14 protein-coding genes are annotated in these 19386 nt (G+C 44.1%); 9 read left to right on the top strand and 5 right to left on the bottom strand.

Annotated features, from left to right (window positions below; translation table 11 throughout):
* Positions 1-23: 23 nt before the first annotated feature.
* The 7 genes from GGD38_RS30520 (at position 24) to GGD38_RS30550 (ending at position 9109) form a co-directional block, all read left to right on the top strand.
* Complete coding sequence (locus tag GGD38_RS30520; RefSeq protein ID WP_375303460.1) at positions 24-566, top strand: RNA polymerase sigma factor; 543 nt, start codon at positions 24-26, stop codon at positions 564-566.
* Between the two features lie 11 nt (positions 567-577).
* Positions 578-1747 (top strand): hypothetical protein, encoded by a 1170-nt coding sequence (locus GGD38_RS30525; RefSeq protein ID WP_375303459.1) that lies wholly within the window; start codon positions 578-580, stop codon positions 1745-1747.
* 236 nt (positions 1748-1983) lie between these two features.
* Positions 1984-2784, top strand: coding sequence for an SDR family NAD(P)-dependent oxidoreductase (locus GGD38_RS30530; protein ID WP_375303458.1), 801 nt, complete (start codon positions 1984-1986; stop codon positions 2782-2784).
* 2 nt (positions 2785-2786) lie between these two features.
* The gene (locus tag GGD38_RS30535; protein WP_375303457.1) at positions 2787-3956 is read left to right on the top strand and encodes a zinc-dependent alcohol dehydrogenase; all 1170 of its coding nucleotides are present in this window, start codon (positions 2787-2789) and stop codon (positions 3954-3956) included.
* Between the two features lie 77 nt (positions 3957-4033).
* Positions 4034-5872: a malto-oligosyltrehalose trehalohydrolase gene (gene treZ, locus GGD38_RS30540; protein ID WP_375303456.1), complete on the top strand. Its 1839-nt coding sequence runs from the start codon at positions 4034-4036 to the stop codon at positions 5870-5872.
* Between the two features lie 8 nt (positions 5873-5880).
* Positions 5881-8589: a malto-oligosyltrehalose synthase gene (gene treY, locus GGD38_RS30545; RefSeq protein ID WP_375303455.1), complete on the top strand. Its 2709-nt coding sequence runs from the start codon at positions 5881-5883 to the stop codon at positions 8587-8589.
* A 34-nt stretch (positions 8590-8623) separates the two neighbouring features.
* Complete coding sequence (locus GGD38_RS30550; protein ID WP_375303454.1) at positions 8624-9109, top strand: CinA family protein; 486 nt, start codon at positions 8624-8626, stop codon at positions 9107-9109.
* Here GGD38_RS30550 and GGD38_RS30555 read toward each other — a convergent pair whose 3' ends face one another.
* The 3 genes from GGD38_RS30555 to GGD38_RS30565 all read right to left on the bottom strand — a co-directional run bounded on the left by GGD38_RS30555 (position 9110) and on the right by GGD38_RS30565 (position 14927).
* The gene (locus tag GGD38_RS30555; RefSeq protein ID WP_375303453.1) at positions 9110-9355 is read right to left on the bottom strand and encodes a hypothetical protein; all 246 of its coding nucleotides are present in this window, start codon (positions 9353-9355) and stop codon (positions 9110-9112) included.
* A 224-nt stretch (positions 9356-9579) separates the two neighbouring features.
* Entirely contained in the window at positions 9580-11769 is a 2190-nt protein-coding gene (locus GGD38_RS30560) for a catalase (RefSeq protein ID WP_375303452.1), read from the bottom strand.
* A gap of 110 nt (positions 11770-11879) precedes the next feature.
* Positions 11880-14927: a sugar-binding domain-containing protein gene (locus GGD38_RS30565; protein WP_375303451.1), complete on the bottom strand. Its 3048-nt coding sequence runs from the start codon at positions 14925-14927 to the stop codon at positions 11880-11882.
* Positions 14928-15008: 81 nt separating this feature from the next.
* On the opposite strand from GGD38_RS30565, the gene GGD38_RS30570 reads away from it, so the two are divergent.
* Positions 15009-15218: a hypothetical protein gene (locus tag GGD38_RS30570; protein WP_375303450.1), complete on the top strand. Its 210-nt coding sequence runs from the start codon at positions 15009-15011 to the stop codon at positions 15216-15218.
* Positions 15219-15453: 235 nt separating this feature from the next.
* Here the strand turns inward: GGD38_RS30570 and ligD are convergent, their stop codons facing one another.
* Positions 15454-17517, bottom strand: a complete 2064-nt coding sequence (ligD, locus tag GGD38_RS30575) for a DNA ligase D (protein ID WP_375303448.1) — start codon at positions 17515-17517, stop codon at positions 15454-15456.
* A 58-nt stretch (positions 17518-17575) separates the two neighbouring features.
* Here ligD and GGD38_RS30580 point away from each other — a divergent pair, with 58 nt between their 5' ends.
* Positions 17576-17776, top strand: coding sequence for a KTSC domain-containing protein (locus GGD38_RS30580; RefSeq protein ID WP_375303927.1), 201 nt, complete (start codon positions 17576-17578; stop codon positions 17774-17776).
* Here the strand turns inward: GGD38_RS30580 and GGD38_RS30585 are convergent.
* Positions 17773-19380, bottom strand: coding sequence for a Na+/H+ antiporter (locus GGD38_RS30585; protein WP_375303446.1), 1608 nt, complete (start codon positions 19378-19380; stop codon positions 17773-17775). The two genes, GGD38_RS30580 and GGD38_RS30585, sit on opposite strands and share 4 nt — an antisense overlap.
* Positions 19381-19386: the final 6 nt, after the last annotated feature.

Here is a 19386-nt window from a genome sequence, read left to right on the forward strand (position 1 = left end):
ATACCAAACCCGTTTTTATTAAAGTGCGCGCCCTGGAAGATCTACATGTAATTATTCAAAACTGTATCAGGAACGATCGCCTGAGCCAGGAGAAATTATACCGGCATCTGTATCCGTCGATGTTTGTGTTGTGCAAGAAATTCTTTCACGACGATCATGCAGCGCTGGAAGCGGTAAATGATGGTATGATGAAAGTGTTCAGGGCGCTCCCTGCTTATGACCCCGATCAGGGAATTTTTTTCAACTGGGTTTATACCATTGTAAGAAATACGGCGCTTGATAAATTAAAAGTAACTGTAAAAGCAACCATTGGCAGTGTTGAGGAATACGATGAATTGGACAATACAAGAAGCATTTTGCAAAACCTGGAGTGGAAAGATATTTATCAGTTTCTCGATCGTTTGCCACCTGCCACGCGGCTGGTATTTAGCTTGTTTTACCTGGAACAATACAAAATACCTGAAATAGCCGAGCGGTTAGAGATAAGCACAGGCACCGTTAAGTGGCATTTGACAGAAAGCCGGCGTATAATGAAACCGGTGTTGAAAAAATATTTTACACTTTAATTATTTGCCCGGTGAACGATCATAATTTAAATAAAAGATTTTTTACAGAAGCAGATAGCCCGGTGCCCCTAATACCGGCCGATTTCGCCTGGGATGAAATGCAAAAAAAGCTTGACCCCCAAGAAAAGAAACGCCGGTTCATTATATGGATACCGCCCGTTGGGTGCCTGTTATTTGCTGCATTACTTATAAGTGCAGTTGCAATTATATGGTTCGGGCAACAAAGAGAAACGGTAACTACAAAACATACAACGCATACTGTTGCTGTTGATAAACCCCACCCGGTTAAAAACAGTAAAGATATTTATACACCCATACCAATACTAACAGCACAAAATACAAACAAACGTAATGCATATGCAACAAAAACGCATACGAAACTACGCCAGCCTGTAAGGGAAAATGCAATGAGCGGGGACAATGATGAACGGTGCCTGCCATTTGCTTTTCCTGAAGGGGTAGCGCTCACTGATTCTATTTCAGTACAGGCGTATATACCACTGCCTTTATTTAATAAAAGCCCAAAAGAAGATAGTGTAGCCAAGGCTGTTTGGGTACAAGCCGGGTTGCATTGGAGTATACCGGTGCCGGTTGAAGGCAACGATCAGTATTTGCTGGGACCCAATGGAAAAGATCAACCCTATCAATATTTATTACCAGGCATTTGGTTATCGGTTAACAAAAACAAACAACGGATCACAGTTTCAGCTAATCCCTTCATAAGCGCGCCCCTGCCCAACAAATATTATGGTAACGGCATGGCGCCATTAAATGACAGCATGAATGTTTACGCGCAAAAAAGAATGGTAAAAATGTTTGGCTACCAGGCTTCATTGCAATATGGGTATCAGTTTGCCCCTCATTGGTGGCTGAATGGCGGCATAAGCGCCAACTGGTGGAAGAAAGGACTGGTATATGCGACATCAGCCGACACGGTTACTACATATAAAACATTTTTATATTCAGTAAACACAAAAGATGAAAACGTGGTAACCGGTTTTCAATTAAGTGCAAATGCTGCAGTGAGCTATCAATTCAAAGCCATTGAGGCCATGTTACAGGTGAATACGCCATTTAAACAAACTATACAAAACGTACGCACGCCTCCTGAAATACGTGTAGGTGTTCGCTGGCGTTTGCTGAATAAACAGGTTCAACCATCGCACGCAGCGCCTCATTAAATAGGGCAGTTTATAACCCTTGTAATACCTGCCTTTTGTATTTGGTTCCTGGAATTTGTGATCTGAGATTTTTTCTTGGCATGGCACATCCTTTGCCGCAATACTACACACTCGCATACATGTAAGCCTCTACAGTTACAATATGCACAAGGCCCGGTAGCAGTTGGGGAAGGCTGATTTCTCCTCATACACCATCGTTTTTCCTTACCGGGTATTTATTTACTCAATAAATTTTTATGGAAGAAAAGACCTACACGCTCATTAGCGGCGGTACCAGTGGTATTGGCTTTGAGCTGGCAAAAATATTTGCCTATAATGGACATAACCTCATTATTGTGGCCAGAGATGAAAATGAATTGAACGCCACTGCTCGCGAATTTAAAGCATTAGGTGTTGATGTAATTACCATGTCAAAAGACCTGTTTCTTAAAGAAAGCCCATTTGAAGTTTTTGATGAAGTAAAAGAACAGGCACTGGTAGTCGATATCCTTGTAAACGATGCGGGGCAGGGGCAATATGGAAAGTTTGTGGAAACAGATATCTACCGCGAACTTGATATCATTCAACTGAACATTTCTTCCCTGGTAGTGCTTACCAAATTGTTTCTGCAAGACATGGTGCAGCGTGGCAATGGTAAAATACTTAATCTTTCTTCTGTGGCCAGTAAAGCGCCCGGCCCCTGGCAATCAGTTTATCATGGCACGAAAGCATTTGTGCAATCATTTACCGAGGCCGTTCGTAACGAGGTAAAAGATACCGGCGTAACGCTTACTGCATTGCTGCCCGGCGCCACAGATACCGACTTCTTTAATAAAGCTGAAATGGAAGACGCGAAGATCGTAGCCGAAGGCAAACTCGATGATCCGGTTAAAGTAGCTAAAGACGGCTACGAAGCGCTGATGCGTGGCGACGATATGGTGATCTCGGGTATGAAGAATAAAATAAATGTGGCCATGAGTAATGTAATGTCCGACAAAGCCGCGGCCGAAAGTATGAACAAAAAGCAATCTCCGGTAAACGAAAAAAATAAAAAATAATAATGAAAGCAGCTGTAATTCACGGTCCGGGTAAGGTTACCTGCGACAATGTTGACGATCCTGTTTTAAAAAACGACAGAGATATTATTCTTAAAGTAACGGCCACTGCTATCTGCGGTTCCGACCTGCATATCTATTCGGGCGGTGTGCCGCAAGCCCGGCCCATGGTGTTAGGGCATGAGTTTATGGGGATTGTGGAAGAAACCGGCAAAGCCATCACCAATTTAAAAAGAGGCGACCGGGTAGTAGTGCCGTTCCCCATTGCCTGCGGTCATTGTTTCTTTTGCACGCATGGTTATGTAAGTAATTGTGAGAACAGTAATCCCAAGTACGGGCCCGAAGGCGGCATTTTTAAAGAAAAAGGCGGTGCGTTGTTTGGCTATACCGATCTGTATGGTGGTTATGATGGCGGTCAGGCGCAATATGTGCGGGTACCATATGCCGATATTGGGCCACGCCGGGTGCCTGATAGTCTAACTGATGAACAGGTTTTATTTCTCACCGATATTTTCCCAACCGGTTACACCGGTGTTGACTGGGGCGAAGTAAAAGGCGGTGAAACTGTAGCCATCTTTGGTTCGGGGCCGGTGGGTATAATGGCTGCCAAAGCTGCATGGTTACGAAATGCAGGCCGGGTGCTTATTGTAGATACGTTACAATACCGTCTCGATATGGCAAAAAAGGCAGCCAACGCAGAAACCATTCTTTGGGAAGATGATGGACAGAATGTTATTGAAACCATAAGAGCAGCAACGGAAGGCCGTGGTGCCGATGTTTGTATTGAAGCAGTAGGTTTTGAGCCCGACAGAACTTTTCTCGACCGCGCAAAAGCAGTCATCAATCTCGAAAAAGGTAGTCCAAAAGTACTGGAAGCCTGTATGAGCGCTGTGCGCCGAAGTGGTATTGTATCGGTACTGGGCGTTTACCCGGTTACGTATGATAACTTTCCGGTAGGGCAATTCTTTGATAAAGGCCTTACCCTGCGGGGTGGACAGGCACCGGCGCATAAGTACATCGATATTTTACTGGACTATGTAAGAGATGGCAGGGTAACCTTAAATGACATCATCACCCATCGCTTACCGCTTAGTAAGATCTCCGACGGTTATTCTATGTTCAAAAAGAAAGAAGACAATTGTGTAAAAGTGGTGCTTGATCCCTGGGCTGATTAGTATGTTATGACTTTGATCAGTATTTGATATTTATACACTTACTGGCATGTGATTTTTATTAATGCCATAAAAACAAATTGACCGACATATATACCCCATTAGGCGCATCGCTGCAGGCGAATGGCCAATGCTCCTTTACCGTATGGGCGCCGGAATGTAAATCGGTAAGCCTTATATTACAGGTATCGCCTGAGGTTACATGGCCTATGGAAAAAAGTGAGTTAGGTTATTGGCGCGTCACAATAGACCATGTAACTCCAGGCATGCTTTATTGGTTTCAATTAGATGGCGAATTAAAACGCCCCGATCCGGCATCGCGCTGGCAACCCGAAGGTGTACATGGGCCATCGGCGATCATTAGCAACGAATACAGCTGGACGGATGACGAATGGCAGGGTTTGGAACCTGCCGAAATGATCATCTATGAATTGCATACGGGTACATTTACCACTGCCGGCAATTTTCAGGGAATTATTTCAACACTTGATTATTTACAGTCGCTGGGCATTACGGCTATAGAAATTATGCCGGTAGCTCAATGCCCCGGTCATCATAACTGGGGGTATGATGGCGTATTTCCATTTGCCGTACATAAAGATTATGGTACGCCCAATGATCTTAAGCAATTGGTGAATGAGGCACACAAGCGGGGTATTGCCGTAGTACTCGATGTGGTTTACAATCACCTGGGGCCCGAAGGGAATTACCTGGCCCACTACGGTCCTTACTTTACCGATAAATACAAAGCATCGTGGAGCAACGCTATAAATTTTGATGGCCCCTGGTGCGATGGCGTGCGCAATTATTTTATTCAGAACGCACTCATGTGGCTCAATGAATTTCACATAGATGCGCTTCGCCTCGATGCTGTACACGCCATTTACGACAACAGCGCCAAACACCTCATGGAAGAATTGACCGAACAGGTACGGTTGCTGGAGCAACGTGTTCAGCGAAGAAAAGTTTTGATAGCAGAATTCGATCTCAACAATCCCCGTTACATAAGCCCGGTTGAAAAAGGCGGGTTTGGTATGGATGCCCAATGGGTCGATGAGTTTCATCATGCATTACATTCCGTTATCACCGGTGAACAGAATGGGTATTATGAAGACTTTGGCAAACTGGAACAGTTGGCCATGTCGTTACAACATTCATATGTTTATACCGGGCAGTATTCAAAACATCGCAAGCGATTGTTTGGGGCAGAACCGAAATACACTAATTATAACCAGTGTATTGCTTTTGTACAAAACCACGATCAAATAGGGAATCGATTATTGGGCGACAGGCTTAGTACTACTTTATCTGCCGAAGCGTTAAAGCTGGCTGCGGCTGCCTTGTTATTGTCGCCGCATATTCCATTATTATTTATGGGTGAAGAATATGGGGAGAAGAACCCATTTCTGTATTTTACCAGTCATTCGGAGCAGGAACTCATCGATAATTTACGCGAAGGGCGACGGAGAGAATTTGCGCATTTCAATTGGGAAGGCGAAGTGCCCGATCCGCAATCGGAAGATGTTTTCAATCAATCAAAACTTACCTGGAAGCTCGATGAAGTGCCGGGGTTGTTCAATTTCTACCAGCACCTGATCGCATTTAGAAAAAGCAGGCCGGCCATGTTAAACTTCAGGCGGTACAATGCTGTGAGAAATATTCGTATTAAGAACAATGTATTGCAATTTGAGCGGCATGGTAACAATGACGTGCTCATCGTTTATCTGAACTTTGATAAAGAGCCGCAAAGTATGGTGAACGATAAACCCAATGCCTGTAAAATAATTATTGATTCTTCGGGCGAGCAGTGGGAGGGGCCCGGCAATGTAACTGCCGGCATAGTTCAACCCGGTGAACCATTTCAGCTTAATCCAACCTCTGCCATTGTTTTTGAAATTGCTAACCACACAGACGAATAACCTTGTATATGAAAGTCCCTTTATCAACATACCGGCTACAATTAAACAACTCCTTTACCTTTAAACATGTAGCAGAACAAATAGCATACTTACACGAACTGGGAATTACTACTATTTATGCAAGCCCGGTCTTTACAGCTTCTACCGGCAGTACACATGGGTACGATGTATGTGACCCGCTTTGCCTGAATAATGAAATTGGCAACCTTAAGCAATTACAACAGATAGCCGCTACATTACGAAAAAACAATATGACCTGGCTGCAGGACATAGTACCCAATCATATGGTTTTTTCAATGAGCAATAAACGCCTGGCCGATGTGCTGGAACGTGATGTATTTTCGCAATATTATAATTGGTTCGATATCGACTGGCATCATCCCGATCCCGAGTTGCATGGCCGGTTAATGGTACCGGTTTTAGGAAAACCATTAAATGAATGTATTCAACAGAAAGAGATCTCCTTAGGTTTTGGAGAGGATGGATTGGAAATAAAATATCAAAAACAAACCTTTCCATATTCCATTAGCGCATACGATGTACTGTTATCGGTTATGGAATACGAACCGGAATTTGAACCGCTTGCAGACGTTTTGTATAAACTGCATTCTGCCGGAAGAGCCGACAGGGCATTAACGAGTTGGCTGGAGGTCAAAAGGTTCTTGCTACAGCCATTTATGCTTATTGATAAGAATAAAGCGCTGGTAAAGCAATTGCTTGCAATGGTGAATGCAGATGAACAGTTATTGCAGAAAATTGTACAACAGCAATACTACCATTTAAGCTTTTGGCAGGATGCCAATCATAAAATAAATTATCGCCGCTTTTTTGCGGTGAACGAATTGATCGCTCTTAATATGGACGATGAGGATGTATTCAATGAATATCATTCCCTGCTGGTTGATCTGTACGAAGAAGATATCATTCATGGGTTACGACTCGATCATATTGACGGCTTGCGCGAACCCGGTGAATATGTAAGAGGTTTGCGTGAATTGTTTGGTGAGGAATGTTATATGATCATTGAAAAGATATTGGAGAGGGATGAAGCCCTGCCGCCATTATGGCCAATGCAGGGCACCACCGGGTACGAATTTGGTTCGCAGGTTAGCTGGTTACTTACAAATATGACCGGTGCAAAGGAAATGGTAAATTTTTACCGGTCGCTTTTTCCTGAGATGCCCGCTTATAAAGAAATTCTCTTTGAAAAGAAACTGGCTTTTCTGAAAAAATTTATGGGTGGCGAATGGGATAACCTGGTACGTAACCTGTACGATGGGCAACTGATGCCGGCAACCATCGATCGTGAAAAGGTAAAACAGGCGTTGGCTTTGTTTATGTGTTGTTTTCCGGTGTACCGGTTGTATCCCGAAGATGGGCGTATGGATGAAGAATCAAAACGGGTTATTCAGCAAACATTTGACGATGCCATGCTCCGGGCGCCTGAATTGCGGGAACCATTAACGTATTTAACAGCAGCTGTATGGAATACCGATGAACAGGACGAAATTACCAACAGCCATTGTCTTTCCTTTCAAAAACGGTTAATGCAGTTTACCGGTCCGCTAACAGCCAAAGGAGTTGAGGATACTACTTTTTATGTATACAATGCTTTATTGGCGCATAATGAAGTAGGCGATACGCCCGATGTTGAAGCCTTTTCTGTTGATCATTTTCATAAATGGATCGTACAGCGGCAACGTGATTATCCATATTCAATGAACGCCACTTCAACGCACGATTCAAAACGTGGTGAAGATGGGCGCATTCGCCTGAATGTGTTAACCTGGTTTGTAAATGAATGGAAACAGTTGGTTGAACAATGGCGACAGATAAACAGTAAATATATTATAACCGCAATTGGCCAACAGGCGCCTATGTTGCAGGATGAATACTTTATTTATCAGTCGTTGATAGCGGGTTTCCCCGCCGATGGTAACGTAACTGATGAATATATTACCCGGTTAAAAAATTACTTTATTAAAAGCGCCCGCGAAGCCAAAATATATACCGACTGGCAGCAACCCGATAGCGCTTATGAAGAAGCCTGTTGCCGGTTTATAGAACAGATCCTTTCGCCAAAACATAACTTCCTGCAAAGTTTTCAGCCATTTTTAAATAACATTTTACACTATGCATATGTATTCTCGCTTAGCCAGGTGCTCATAAAATTCACTGTGCCCGGCGTGCCCGATACTTACCAGGGTTGCGAACTATGGAATAACAGTTATGTTGATCCTGATAATCGCCGTCCTGTAAATTTTGCAATAGCCAATAAATACCTGCAGGAGATTAAAGCAGCAGAGAAGCAAGGCCTGCCGGCTTTGTACAGCTATTTATATTGCGAAACACAAAACGGTAAGCAAAAGTTATTTATAACCTGGAAAACGTTACAATGCCGCAGGGAACGGGCAGCCACTTTTCTATATGGAAGTTATATACCCGTATATGCTTCTGCCGATTGCGGTATTATAGCCTACGCCCGTGAGCATAATGATCAATGGGTGTTGGTTATTGCCCCGGTGTCAGACGCGCTGCTAATAGCAAAAGGAAAACAATTGTTACCCGATGTTTATTTACAGTTGCCTGCCAATGCTCCTGTTACCTGGAAGAATGAATTTACCGGCGAAACTATACATGCCCACAAAAAAATGCCATTGGAGGCAGTATTAAAAGTGTTCCCTGTTGCCCTGCTAACCGGCGAAGTGCTGGCATAAAATTTTTGAGTTTGAAATAAAGAAAGGGTGAAAGATGACAGATCCTATTATACAATCTATAGCTAATATTTTAATAGAGCGGCAGCAATCAATTGCAGTGGCCGAAAGTGTAACATCGGGCAATATTCAGGTTGAATTGGCTACTGCAATAGATGCATCAAAATTTTTTCAGGGTGGTATAACAGCGTATAACCTGGGGCAGAAAAGCCGGTTGTTAGATGTTGATCCTATTAGTGCTGCAGCCTGTAATTGTGTGGCCGAACAGGTGGCGCATGAAATGGCGCTAAGCGTTTGTAAACTATTTATCAGTAACTGGGGTTTGGCTATAACGGGTTATGCTTCAAAAGTACCAGAGTCGAATAATGAATTGTTTGCTTATTATGCCATAGCATATGGCGGTATTATAAAACAGTCGGGTAAAATAGAGCCACCCGATGATAAGCCGGAAAAAGTACAGGCTTTTTATACAAGAGAAATATTGAAAGAACTTGAGACTATATTAACGCATTATGCCGTTTAATTATACGGCATAATGCTTTTCAATTTCTTTTCCAACCTTTTCTGCCAGTCCTTCAGGGCGGTCTTCATTAACCGTCCATTCCCCATTGTTGTGCGATACATGTCCGAACGAAATATCATTTAACACCACGTGAAAGGAGGCGGGTTGGCCGTTATCATTTACCTTATCAGATGGGTTAGCCCAGCCTTTATAGGTTCTTCCATCATGTTCGAATGAAATGTCGAATATTTTTTCTTCGGTACCCATGTTGTTTGTTTTAATAGTACTTCTATAAAATTAGTACCAGGGAAGACCTGTAAGGTTCGCCTTAGAGTCTTGCATTTATAGTTGGTTAATGCGATCCTGACAGGTCATTTTTAAGCAAGAAAACCAAGACCTGTCAGGTGCAAGACATCATAATGATTGTTCGAATGTCAATGATGCACCTTACAGGTCTTGATTTTCATTGTAGAAGGTTTTCCCCTCCTTACCTAAGCCGGTACCCTCCGTTCTGGTTCGCGGTCCCAGAAACGGTGCTTCGACACAGCGGCTATGAATTGTATGCCCAGCACGCCCATGTCGTTATGTATAATGAGGCCTTCTTCCACGGCTTTAATATCTGTAGTGGGAGGCACAGGTAATTTTTTCGCAAAATTGGTGGCTTCCAAAACCGGCAGCGCATCGGTATCGGCTGCAATGGTTTTACAATGTTTAAATGCTTCATTCAGAAAATGAATGGCCTGGTGATCTTTGGCCAGGGAGCCTACACTGCTGGCGCCGCCGGGTACATACACTGCATCATAAAACACCGAAGCTGCTGTAAGTAAACTTTTGTTCACCGGTATAATAGTATTGTTCTTCCCTGTTATAGTACCCAGTCTTGGTGCTATCAACTCAACCACAGCTCCCTGATCGAGCAGGGCATCCTGCAGCAAAACAACCGAATCGTCGTTCACGCCTTCATCAACAAGGAACGCAATCTTGCGTGTTTTAATTGAGTTTTTCACCGTGTTGGCCATGCTTAGTGCCGATGATACTTCAACCGAACTTTTTACATCCAGTATAGGTTCCTGTTCGTCGCCTGCATCGGCAGGTACGCCTTTATTGATGGGCCGTTCAGGTGCAGGAACATGCAAACCAAGATTACGGGCAACACGGTTGGCAAGCCCCATATCAACCAACGACAAAATGCCCAGCATGCGTTCGCGTATTTCTTTTATTTCAACCTTGCCCAGCTCAAATGAAAATGCATCAACCATATGATCTTTTTCGGGGTCGCTCTGGCTGTTGTAAAATAGTTTTGCCTGGCTGAAATGATCGCGGAAGCTTTGGCTTCTTGCCCTTATTTTATGGGCATCTATGCGTTCGGCATAAGAGGTAAACCCGCCCTGCATTTTGCCGGCCTGAAACGGACAACCGCTGCCGATGGAGTTGGGATTGTAACTTGTTCGGCCTACATTTATTTGCTGCCGCATATGCCCATCGCGCTGGTTGTTATGTATGGGCACAACCGGCCTGTTAATGGGTATTTCATGAAAGTTCGGTCCGCCAAGGCGGATCAATTGCGTATCGGTATAAGAAAACAGGCGGCCCTGCATCAGCGGATCGTTGGTGAAATCTATACCGGGTACAATATTACCAACGTGGAAAGCCACCTGCTCTGTTTCTGCAAAAAAATTATCGGGGTTTCGGTTCAATGTAAGCTTACCAATTCTTTGTACCGGCACCAGTTCTTCGGGAATAATTTTAGTGGGATCGAGCAGGTCGAATTCATACTTATGTTCGTCTTCTTCCGGCACTACCTGTATACCCAATTCCCATTCGGGATAAGCGCCGCTTTCAATGGCTTCCCAGAGATCGCGACGATGATAGTCGGGGTCTTTGCCTGAAATATTTTGAGCTTCATCCCATGCAACGGAGTGAACGCCTAAGACTGGTTTCCAGTGAAATTTTACAAAGTGCGCAACGCCTTCTTCATTTATAAGACGAAATGTATGCACACCAAAACCTTCCATCATACGATAACTGCGGGGTATGGCGCGGTCGCTCATCAGCCACATGATCATGTGGGTGCTTTCGGGCATCAGTGATATAAAATCCCAAAAAGTATCGTGGGCCGATGCGGCCTGTGGCATTTCGTGATGAGGTTCTGGTTTAACGGCATGCACCAGGTCGGGAAACTTCATGGCATCCTGTATAAAGAACACCGGCATGTTGTTCCCTACAAGATCGAAATTGCCTTCATCGGTATAGAACTTTACCGCAAAGCCGCGTACATCGCGGGCCAGATCGGTTGAACCGCGTGAGCCCGCCACTGTTGAAAAGCGCACAAACACAGGTGTTTCTACCGATGTATCGGTAAGGAATTTTGCCTTGGTAAGCGCTGCCTGTGATTCGTATAGTTTAAAATAACCATGCGCGGCAGACCCTCTTGCATGTACCACGCGTTCGGGTATACGTTCATGATCGAAATGGGTCATTTTTTCACGAAAGATGAAATCTTCCATCAGCGTGCTTCCACGGTCGCCGGACTTTAATGAGTTCTGATCGTCGTTCACCTTTACTCCCTGGTTGGTGGTCATTAGCTGTGCATCCGACCTTTCTTTTTCGGGATTCAGATCTGCATCTTTTTTTGATTCAGGTACTTCATTATTAGCAGGTTTGTTCTTCTTTACTGGCATAGTAATTTGTTTTAGTGTTTAGCTGGGTAACTGCTCAAACTATTGTGCCAGCAAAAAAATACCCGTGCATGATTATTGCACGGGCACAAAAAGAGCAGGGATCAATTCCTTCAATACTTCAACAGGTTCAACAGTAATTGCTGGCCAACAATATTGGCGCTGTTCTTTTGCGAAGTATTGAACGTGGTCATGGAAGCATTTTCACCATCACCTTCCGCTTTCTTTTCCAGTTTAACATCTTTAATACAACTGAATATATCAAGGGCGCATAAAATCACTTTGCCTTTACCATGTGGTATTACACTCAGTGCCGAATACACTTCGGGTTTGTGGTCGCTTACGCAGGCTACCACACATTCGCCGGTTGACAAACGTAACCCTAACCGGTTTTTATTATAAGAGGCAAAACACTGATACTCCCAATTAAACACACAAGCCTGGGGCAGGCCTTGTAACAAGGGGTGTTGTTTAGAAAAATAATTACCCCCATACCAGCTTTTGCCCAATTCTTTTGAGCCTCGGTAATCGAGCACTTCTTTTTTCGCCAGGTGATCGGCCCAGTGTTCAAAGTTGTTTACAACTATCAGTGTGTTGCCATTGTTTACCCATTCCAAAATGTCGGTCACCAGTGGGTTACCGGTTTGTTGTGGTTCAAAGCCCCCGATCAGTAAAACACGGCCTTCGGGTTTACCTCCGCGGTAGTTCTTAAATTTATTAAGGCCAATGTTTTTAAAGTAATTGCTTAAAACACTGCCGGTATCGGCAATACTAAATGCCTCGGGAACACCGGTGGTATCTAGTTGTACGGCATACAATTCATCCTGGCCACTGGCAACAGTGGTATTTCCAGTGGTTAACATGGCTGTAATGGTTGTATAACCTGCGGTGGTTACCCCAAAGGTATTTCCGGCCGACAATAACTGACCATATACAATACCGCCTTTTACTTCAACAGGTATCGCTTTCTTCCAACCTGTTTCGCCTTTGGCATTTTGGGCGGAAATGTTCAATGTGAAATTGCCTGAAATATTTTTTTCATTTACCAGGTAACAATCAACCGTGGTGGTATCGCCAACCGATAATACTTTTCGATTGAGTTTTACCGCTATATACAATGGCTGGTTGTATTTGGCTATCAGATCGGCATCGCCTTTCAGGTTGCGGTAATTGTCAACAATACCGCTGTGGTTTTCGAGCTTCATGCTTTCCCACCCATTTACGGCATACCCGTCGATGGTATTGTTGATGCGAACGTTCTCAATAACCCGGCCCTGGTAATAATAGGCCACATTGCCCATTTTACGGGTTAAGCTGTCAACATTAGGATACGCTTTGGTAAACCCATTGTTCTTTAAGAACGAATCATAAGCATCATACCATTTCAGGTAGCTGTCCGTTTCCCAACCTATATCTTTCCCTCTTTTCAAAATAGCATCGCGAATAAGTTGCAAACGGGGCGGCGTGCCAATAGCGCCTTCTTCACCATAGTAAATGATCTCGTTGTTATGATCGGTATACTTGGCGTAATTGGTTGGGTTAATGTATAAATTGTCATGATACACACCGGGGCCGCCGGCATGGTGTTGGTCGAACCAACCGTAATCATAGAACGTAGTATCGTAAGGGCGCAGGTGTAATTTGAATTTAGGATCGGGTTCGTTCTGTTTTATATTACCGTTACAGGAATTATAAGTAATGATGCGGCTGTTATCGAGCGCATGACCTGCCCGCATTTCGTGCCGGTCAACAGTTTGTGGTTGTGCACCTCTTTCGTTGTGCATGTTGTAAATGATCAACGAAGGGTGGCTCCTGTCGCGGCGAACCATACGCAGGAACTTTTCGGTACGGGCAGTAAGGTAGAAGGTGGTTTGTTTTTTCTCCAGTTCGTTTTTGGGGTTGAACAGGTTATCGGGGTAGCTGTTGCCGCCGGGTTCTTCAAAATATAATAAACCTAATTCATCGGCATAGTCGAGCACATTCTGTTGCCCAATAGTGCGGTGAAAGTTAAGCATGTTCAGCCCAAGAAGTTTGGCATCGAGCACTTGTTTCTTTGCCAGTTCATCGCTGGGTGTTATCCCATTCTCTGGCCAAAAGCCCCAGGAGATAGCCGTACGTAAAACAATACGTTTGTTGTTAAGGTAAAACTGGCGATCGCCGGCTAAATCACGTACTTCGAACCAGCGAAAACCAAAACGTTTTGTGCTGCTGTCTGCAGTGCCGGCGCCTTCCCAACGTACAGTGGTAATGTACAGGTTGGGGGTATCAACGCTCCATAATCTGGCATTGGGCAACGCCACTGTAATGGTTTTGGTGGCGGTGCCTGGTGTTAATTGCTGATTGGCTATTACCTGGTGAAATACTGCTTTTTTCTGAGCCGCTGCTTCGCGAATATCTATTATATATTTACCGGCAGCGGTTGTAGTTCCGGTATTGTTTGCCGTGAGTTGCACATCAACCTCGGTAAGGGCGGGTTTGTTCTTTATAAAAATATCATCGATATATACTTTGTCGGTGGCTACCAGTTTTACGCTGCCGGTAATACCGCCAAAGCCATGGGTGGGTTGTGTGCGGTAAACGCCCCACATAAAGTTTTGACTATCGCGCCAGTCGAAATTACCATTGGGATCGGTAATGCGAATGGCGATGTCATTGTTGATGCCGGGTTTTACTGCAGCGGTTATATCTACTTCAAACGGGGTGCCGGGCACAACATCATAACCGCATAGCTTTTTATTCACGAATACTTCAGCGCGAAAACGCACGCTTTCAAATTTCAGCACTATTCTTTTGTTGCGCATGGTGGGCGGTACAGCCACATTTGTTGTGAACCACGATACCCCCAAATAATTTCCGGCCAGTCCAAATGAATTGCCGTTGCGGCCCCAGTAATATTCTTCAACCGTTGCCGGCAAATGAACGGTTCGGCCTGGGGCCTTTTGTAAAATGTTCCAACCACCAGTTGGTTCATGAATTGGTAATTTGTTTATGTCAACCGGTGGGGTGTACAGGGAGTCGGTTTCCCAGGTGGCCAATGTATCGAGCCAAAGTTTCCAGTTGTACTGCGACAGGTCTTTTTCCTGCCGGCCTTTTTGTTGAGCTAATCCTTTAGTGGTAATGAATGGTAAGCAGGCTATCAAATACGGCAACAATCTTTTCATTCGGGGGTATTTGTGTTTGGGGCAAAGCTATTTTATAGGCCCTGGGTAAAGGTTCATTTATTGGGCTAAGAGGTTAAATTATTGATCTTTGCTCCAGTTTCTGTTGCTGATTTACAGGCCTTTGCATTAAAAATAATTGCAAAAGAAGAAGATGTTTCATCAAAACCAGAAGTTGTTTTATCAAAACACGAATTGGTTTTGCAACCAAAAGACTATTTCATGAAAAAACTTTATCAGGTCGTTCAACAGAATGCGATAGTTTTTGCATTGTTGAACAATTTAGTTCAATGACACACAGAAGTTTTTATAAAACCAATTCTACTTTTATCAAAACCAATTCTCGTTTTGTTATTCCGAATTCTCCTTTTGATAAAACTCATTCCGGTTTTGTAATTATCTGTTTTGGTCTTGAAAAAAACAGCACCGATTTTGTAAAAAAAAATATGCGTTTTTTCAATGAACGCGGCTTCTTTTTGAATGGTTTCTTCTTCTTTTTGCACAGATTGGTGTGGATTTAACTCGTCAACTATCTGAACAACCTCTCTAAAGATGCAATAGCCTTCTTCATATTAATACCCTTATCCAGCACCGGCTTAAAGATATCTCCCTCTTCCTTTATTCTGCCCACAGCATTACGAATATTAAAATCTTTCATCTTCAGTCCTTTCTTCACTTCTTCCCAATGTAAGGGCATTGATACGGTGGCGCCGGGTTTGGGCCGTAATGAATAGGCGCAGGCCAGTGTGGCCTGCGGCCGGTTTTGTAAGAAGTCGATATAGATCTTTCCTTTTCTATCGGCAGTGGCGCGTTCTATACTTGTGAAGCGCGGTATTTGTTCATGAATAATGGTGGCTATTAGTCTTCCGAATTCGCGGGAGTCTTCATACAGATACTTTGCACCTAAGGGAATATAAATATGAATACCGGTTGAGCCGGAAGTTTTACAATAGTTGGCAATGCCTGCGCTGTCCAATACCTCATGCGTTACCTGCGCTGTTTTTATCACCTGTTCAAAGGTGTTGGTATCGGGGTCAAGGTCAATAGCGCACCAGTCGGGGTTATCGGGTTTTTTCACGGTGCTGCTCCAGGGGTTCATTTCAATACAACCCAGCGAAGCCATGTACAGCACATCTGCTTCACGCGTGGGTACCATAAAACTTTTCTTTATACCCTCACTGGTATAGGGAAAGGTATCTATCCACTCCGGTATTTTACCCATTACATTCTTCTGATAAAAGCTTTCACCTGTAATGCCATTTGGGTAGCGGTTCAGCGATTGCGGTCTGTCTTTTAAATACGGTAATATCACCGGCGCTACCTGGTAGTAATAGTTGAGCATATCGCGTTTGGTGATCTTGTCTTTGGGCCAGTATATTTTATTAAGGTTGGTGAATTTGAGCGTATACCCGTTAATGGAACGTTCCTGTTGTTTTTCGCCGGGATTTAATAATGTTTTACGTTCGCCCGGTTGGCGGCGGGTAATTATTTTTTCTTTGTGCAGAATAGATTCTTTAATTACTTTCTTTGTAGGTTTTGCTTTGTCGGCTTTTACATCCTTTGCTTTTTTATCAATACGCATACCTTCAAACGAAGGGTGGCGCATTACGCCGTCGCTGGTGATCTCGGCAAATGATACTTCGCAAACCAGTTGGGGCTTTAGCCAGGTGGCTGTCGCTTTGGGCGGGTTTGGGCGGAACCGCGATGGTTTGTTATAATCTGGTTCGTTTTCAAACGGACAGGTTTTTTGCACCAGCTGTTTAAACTGTTGCATCATGTCGCGTTGTACTTTATCGGTAAAGCCGGTGCCTATTTTACCAGTGTAATGGAGTTGGCCATTTTCGAATACGCCTACCAGCAGGGAACTGAATAATTTAGTAGAACCTTCATTCAATGTGTATCCACCAATGACCACTTCCTGCCGTTTGGCAATCTTTATCTTCAGCCAGTCTTTTGTGCGAACGCCCGGTAAATACAGGCTATCGGCTTTTTTGGCAAGAATGCCTTCCATATTCATTTCCCTGGCCACCTGGTAAAAAGAGGTGCCGGGTGCGTTGAAGGTTTGGCTAAGTTGAACTACCGGGCTGGCCGGGAGTATTTCTTTCAATAATTCGCGGCGTAGGGCAAGCGGCACTTCGTATAACTGACGGCCATTAAGCCATAACAGATCAAATACATAATACAACAGTTCGCCATCGGCTTCGCTGCGCCAGTTCTGTAGATCGCCAAAGCTGCTAACGCCTTCTTTATTTGAAATAATGATCTCACCATCGAGCACTGCATGTAGTTTCAGTTGCTGCAGCGCAGCGGTAATAGGATAGAATTTTTCGTTGAACGATTTATTGTTGCGCGAAATAAGCGACACTTTACGTTTATCACAAATGGCAATGGCCCGGTAGCCGTCCCATTTTACTTCAAACAACCAGTTCTCGGCATCGAAAGGCTGGTCAACAAGAGTAGCCAGCATGGGCGAAACGGTTGACGGTAGCTTTGCCTGCACACCCAGCTTTTTTAAGTTGGCAATGCGGGCATTTGATTTTCGTTTGCGCGCTGAGGAAGCAGTGCGCTTTTTCCTGTGGGTAATAGTTGCCATACAGCAAACGCATAATTTTTATGCCATGACCGGGCATAGTTTTTTTGCGCATGAAAATATGCCATCTTCCGTGGTAGCCCATATGGATTATTACCCTGCCTCAGCCACCTTGCGGATCACCTATACCTCAGGGGAAATATATGATTATCTGCATGTTCCACTCAAAATATACGAGGCCATGAAGGCGTCCACAGCGAAAGGTTTTTATTTGAATAAATTCATTAAGGGAATATATCCATATAAAAAGGTGACTAGTTAACCTTCTTCGTTCAGTTTTTCTCTAACCTTAAACTCCTCCATATCTATCAACGTAAGATATTTTCTGATAAGGTCCTCATCGAACTCGGTTTTATGATTGATAGCCTGTAGCGTTTTACGTTGTTGCTCCAGCATCTCCAGGTAAACATGCTGAAAATCTTTTACGGGGTTTTGAATGGTGAAATCTTTTTCCGTTAATAGTTTGGTGAAGAATTGCATTTCTATTTTCAGCCTGTCCTGCAGGTTCCGCAAATGATCGCTCAAATGTCCGTCTGTTTGAAGTTTTTGTTCCAGGTATTGAATAGAGGTAAGAGCGATCTTTTTTTGAAGGATCATTTCCTGTTCGTGATCGGGGATAACATCCTGCCGCATTACCGGTTTTAATTTGCGAATGATCCATGGCAGGGTAAGGCCCTGAAATACCAGCGTAATGAGGATAACGATAAATGTAATAAAGAGAATGAGGTTGCGATAAGGAAAAGCCTGGTTATCAGTTGCCATCAGGGGAATGGAAAGCGCTGCGGCCAGTGAAACCACCCCACGCATACCGGCCCAGCCAATTATAAAAGGGTTGCGCCAGCCGGGACTGGCATCTGCAACAGTAATAAAACGGCTCATAAAACGCGTGAACACAGAAGCGCCCAAAGCGCATAATATGCGGGTAATAATAAGCGCTAGTGAAATGATAAGTCCATAGCCAATGGCGCTGCTTAAACTTATATCGCCCATTTGGCTGGTTATTGCAGGCAACTGAAGACCGATGAGCAGGAATACAACACCGTTCAAAACAAACGTAAGGTTAGCCCAAACATTTCCGCTTTCAATACGGCTGCGATAGGTGAACATCTTTTGCCGTTTGCTGCTCAGGAACAAACCACCGCTTACAACGGCCAGTACGCCGGAGAAGTGAAAATGCTCCGCAAAATAATACATACAATAGGGCGCTACCAGGGTAAGTACGATCTCTATGCTCGCCGTAGTAGGCAGCCAGCGGTTAATAAGGTAAAATACATAACCAAATGCCAGCCCGATCGCGGTACCCATAACAATCACCAGGAAGAAATTGCCCACGGCCTCACCAAAATGGAATTGCCCGGTGATAACAGCCGCCATGGCAAAGCGAAACACAATAAGCGATGAGGCATCGTTGAGCAGGCTTTCGCCTTCAATAATGCTTACCATGGCCTTGGGTACCTTAACGTTCCGCATTATGGTGGTGGCAGAAATGGCGTCGGGTGGTGAAATAATACCGCCCAACAGAAAACCCAGCGCCAAAGTAAAACCTGGTATACAGGCATATGATACAAAGGCGATCACGCATGAGGTAAGAATAACAATGGGAAAGGCGAAACTCATGATCACCCGCCGCCATTTATAAAATTCTTTCCAGGAAGTTTGCCAGGCTGCTTCATACAGCAGTGGCGGCAGAAATATAAAGAACACTGATTCCGGTTCAATGGTCACATGTGAAAAAGCTGAGGTAAAACTAAGCGCCAGTCCGCCCAACACCAGTACTATGGGGTAGGCAAGGCGGAGCCGGTTGGCCAGCATTACAAGCGCCAGAATAATTAAGATCAGGTAAACGTATTGTATAAATTGCTGCATATCGGG

This window comes from Niastella sp. OAS944 (genome assembly GCA_024809215.1).
In the GTDB taxonomy this organism is placed as follows: Bacteria; Bacteroidota; Bacteroidia; order Chitinophagales; family Chitinophagaceae; genus Niastella.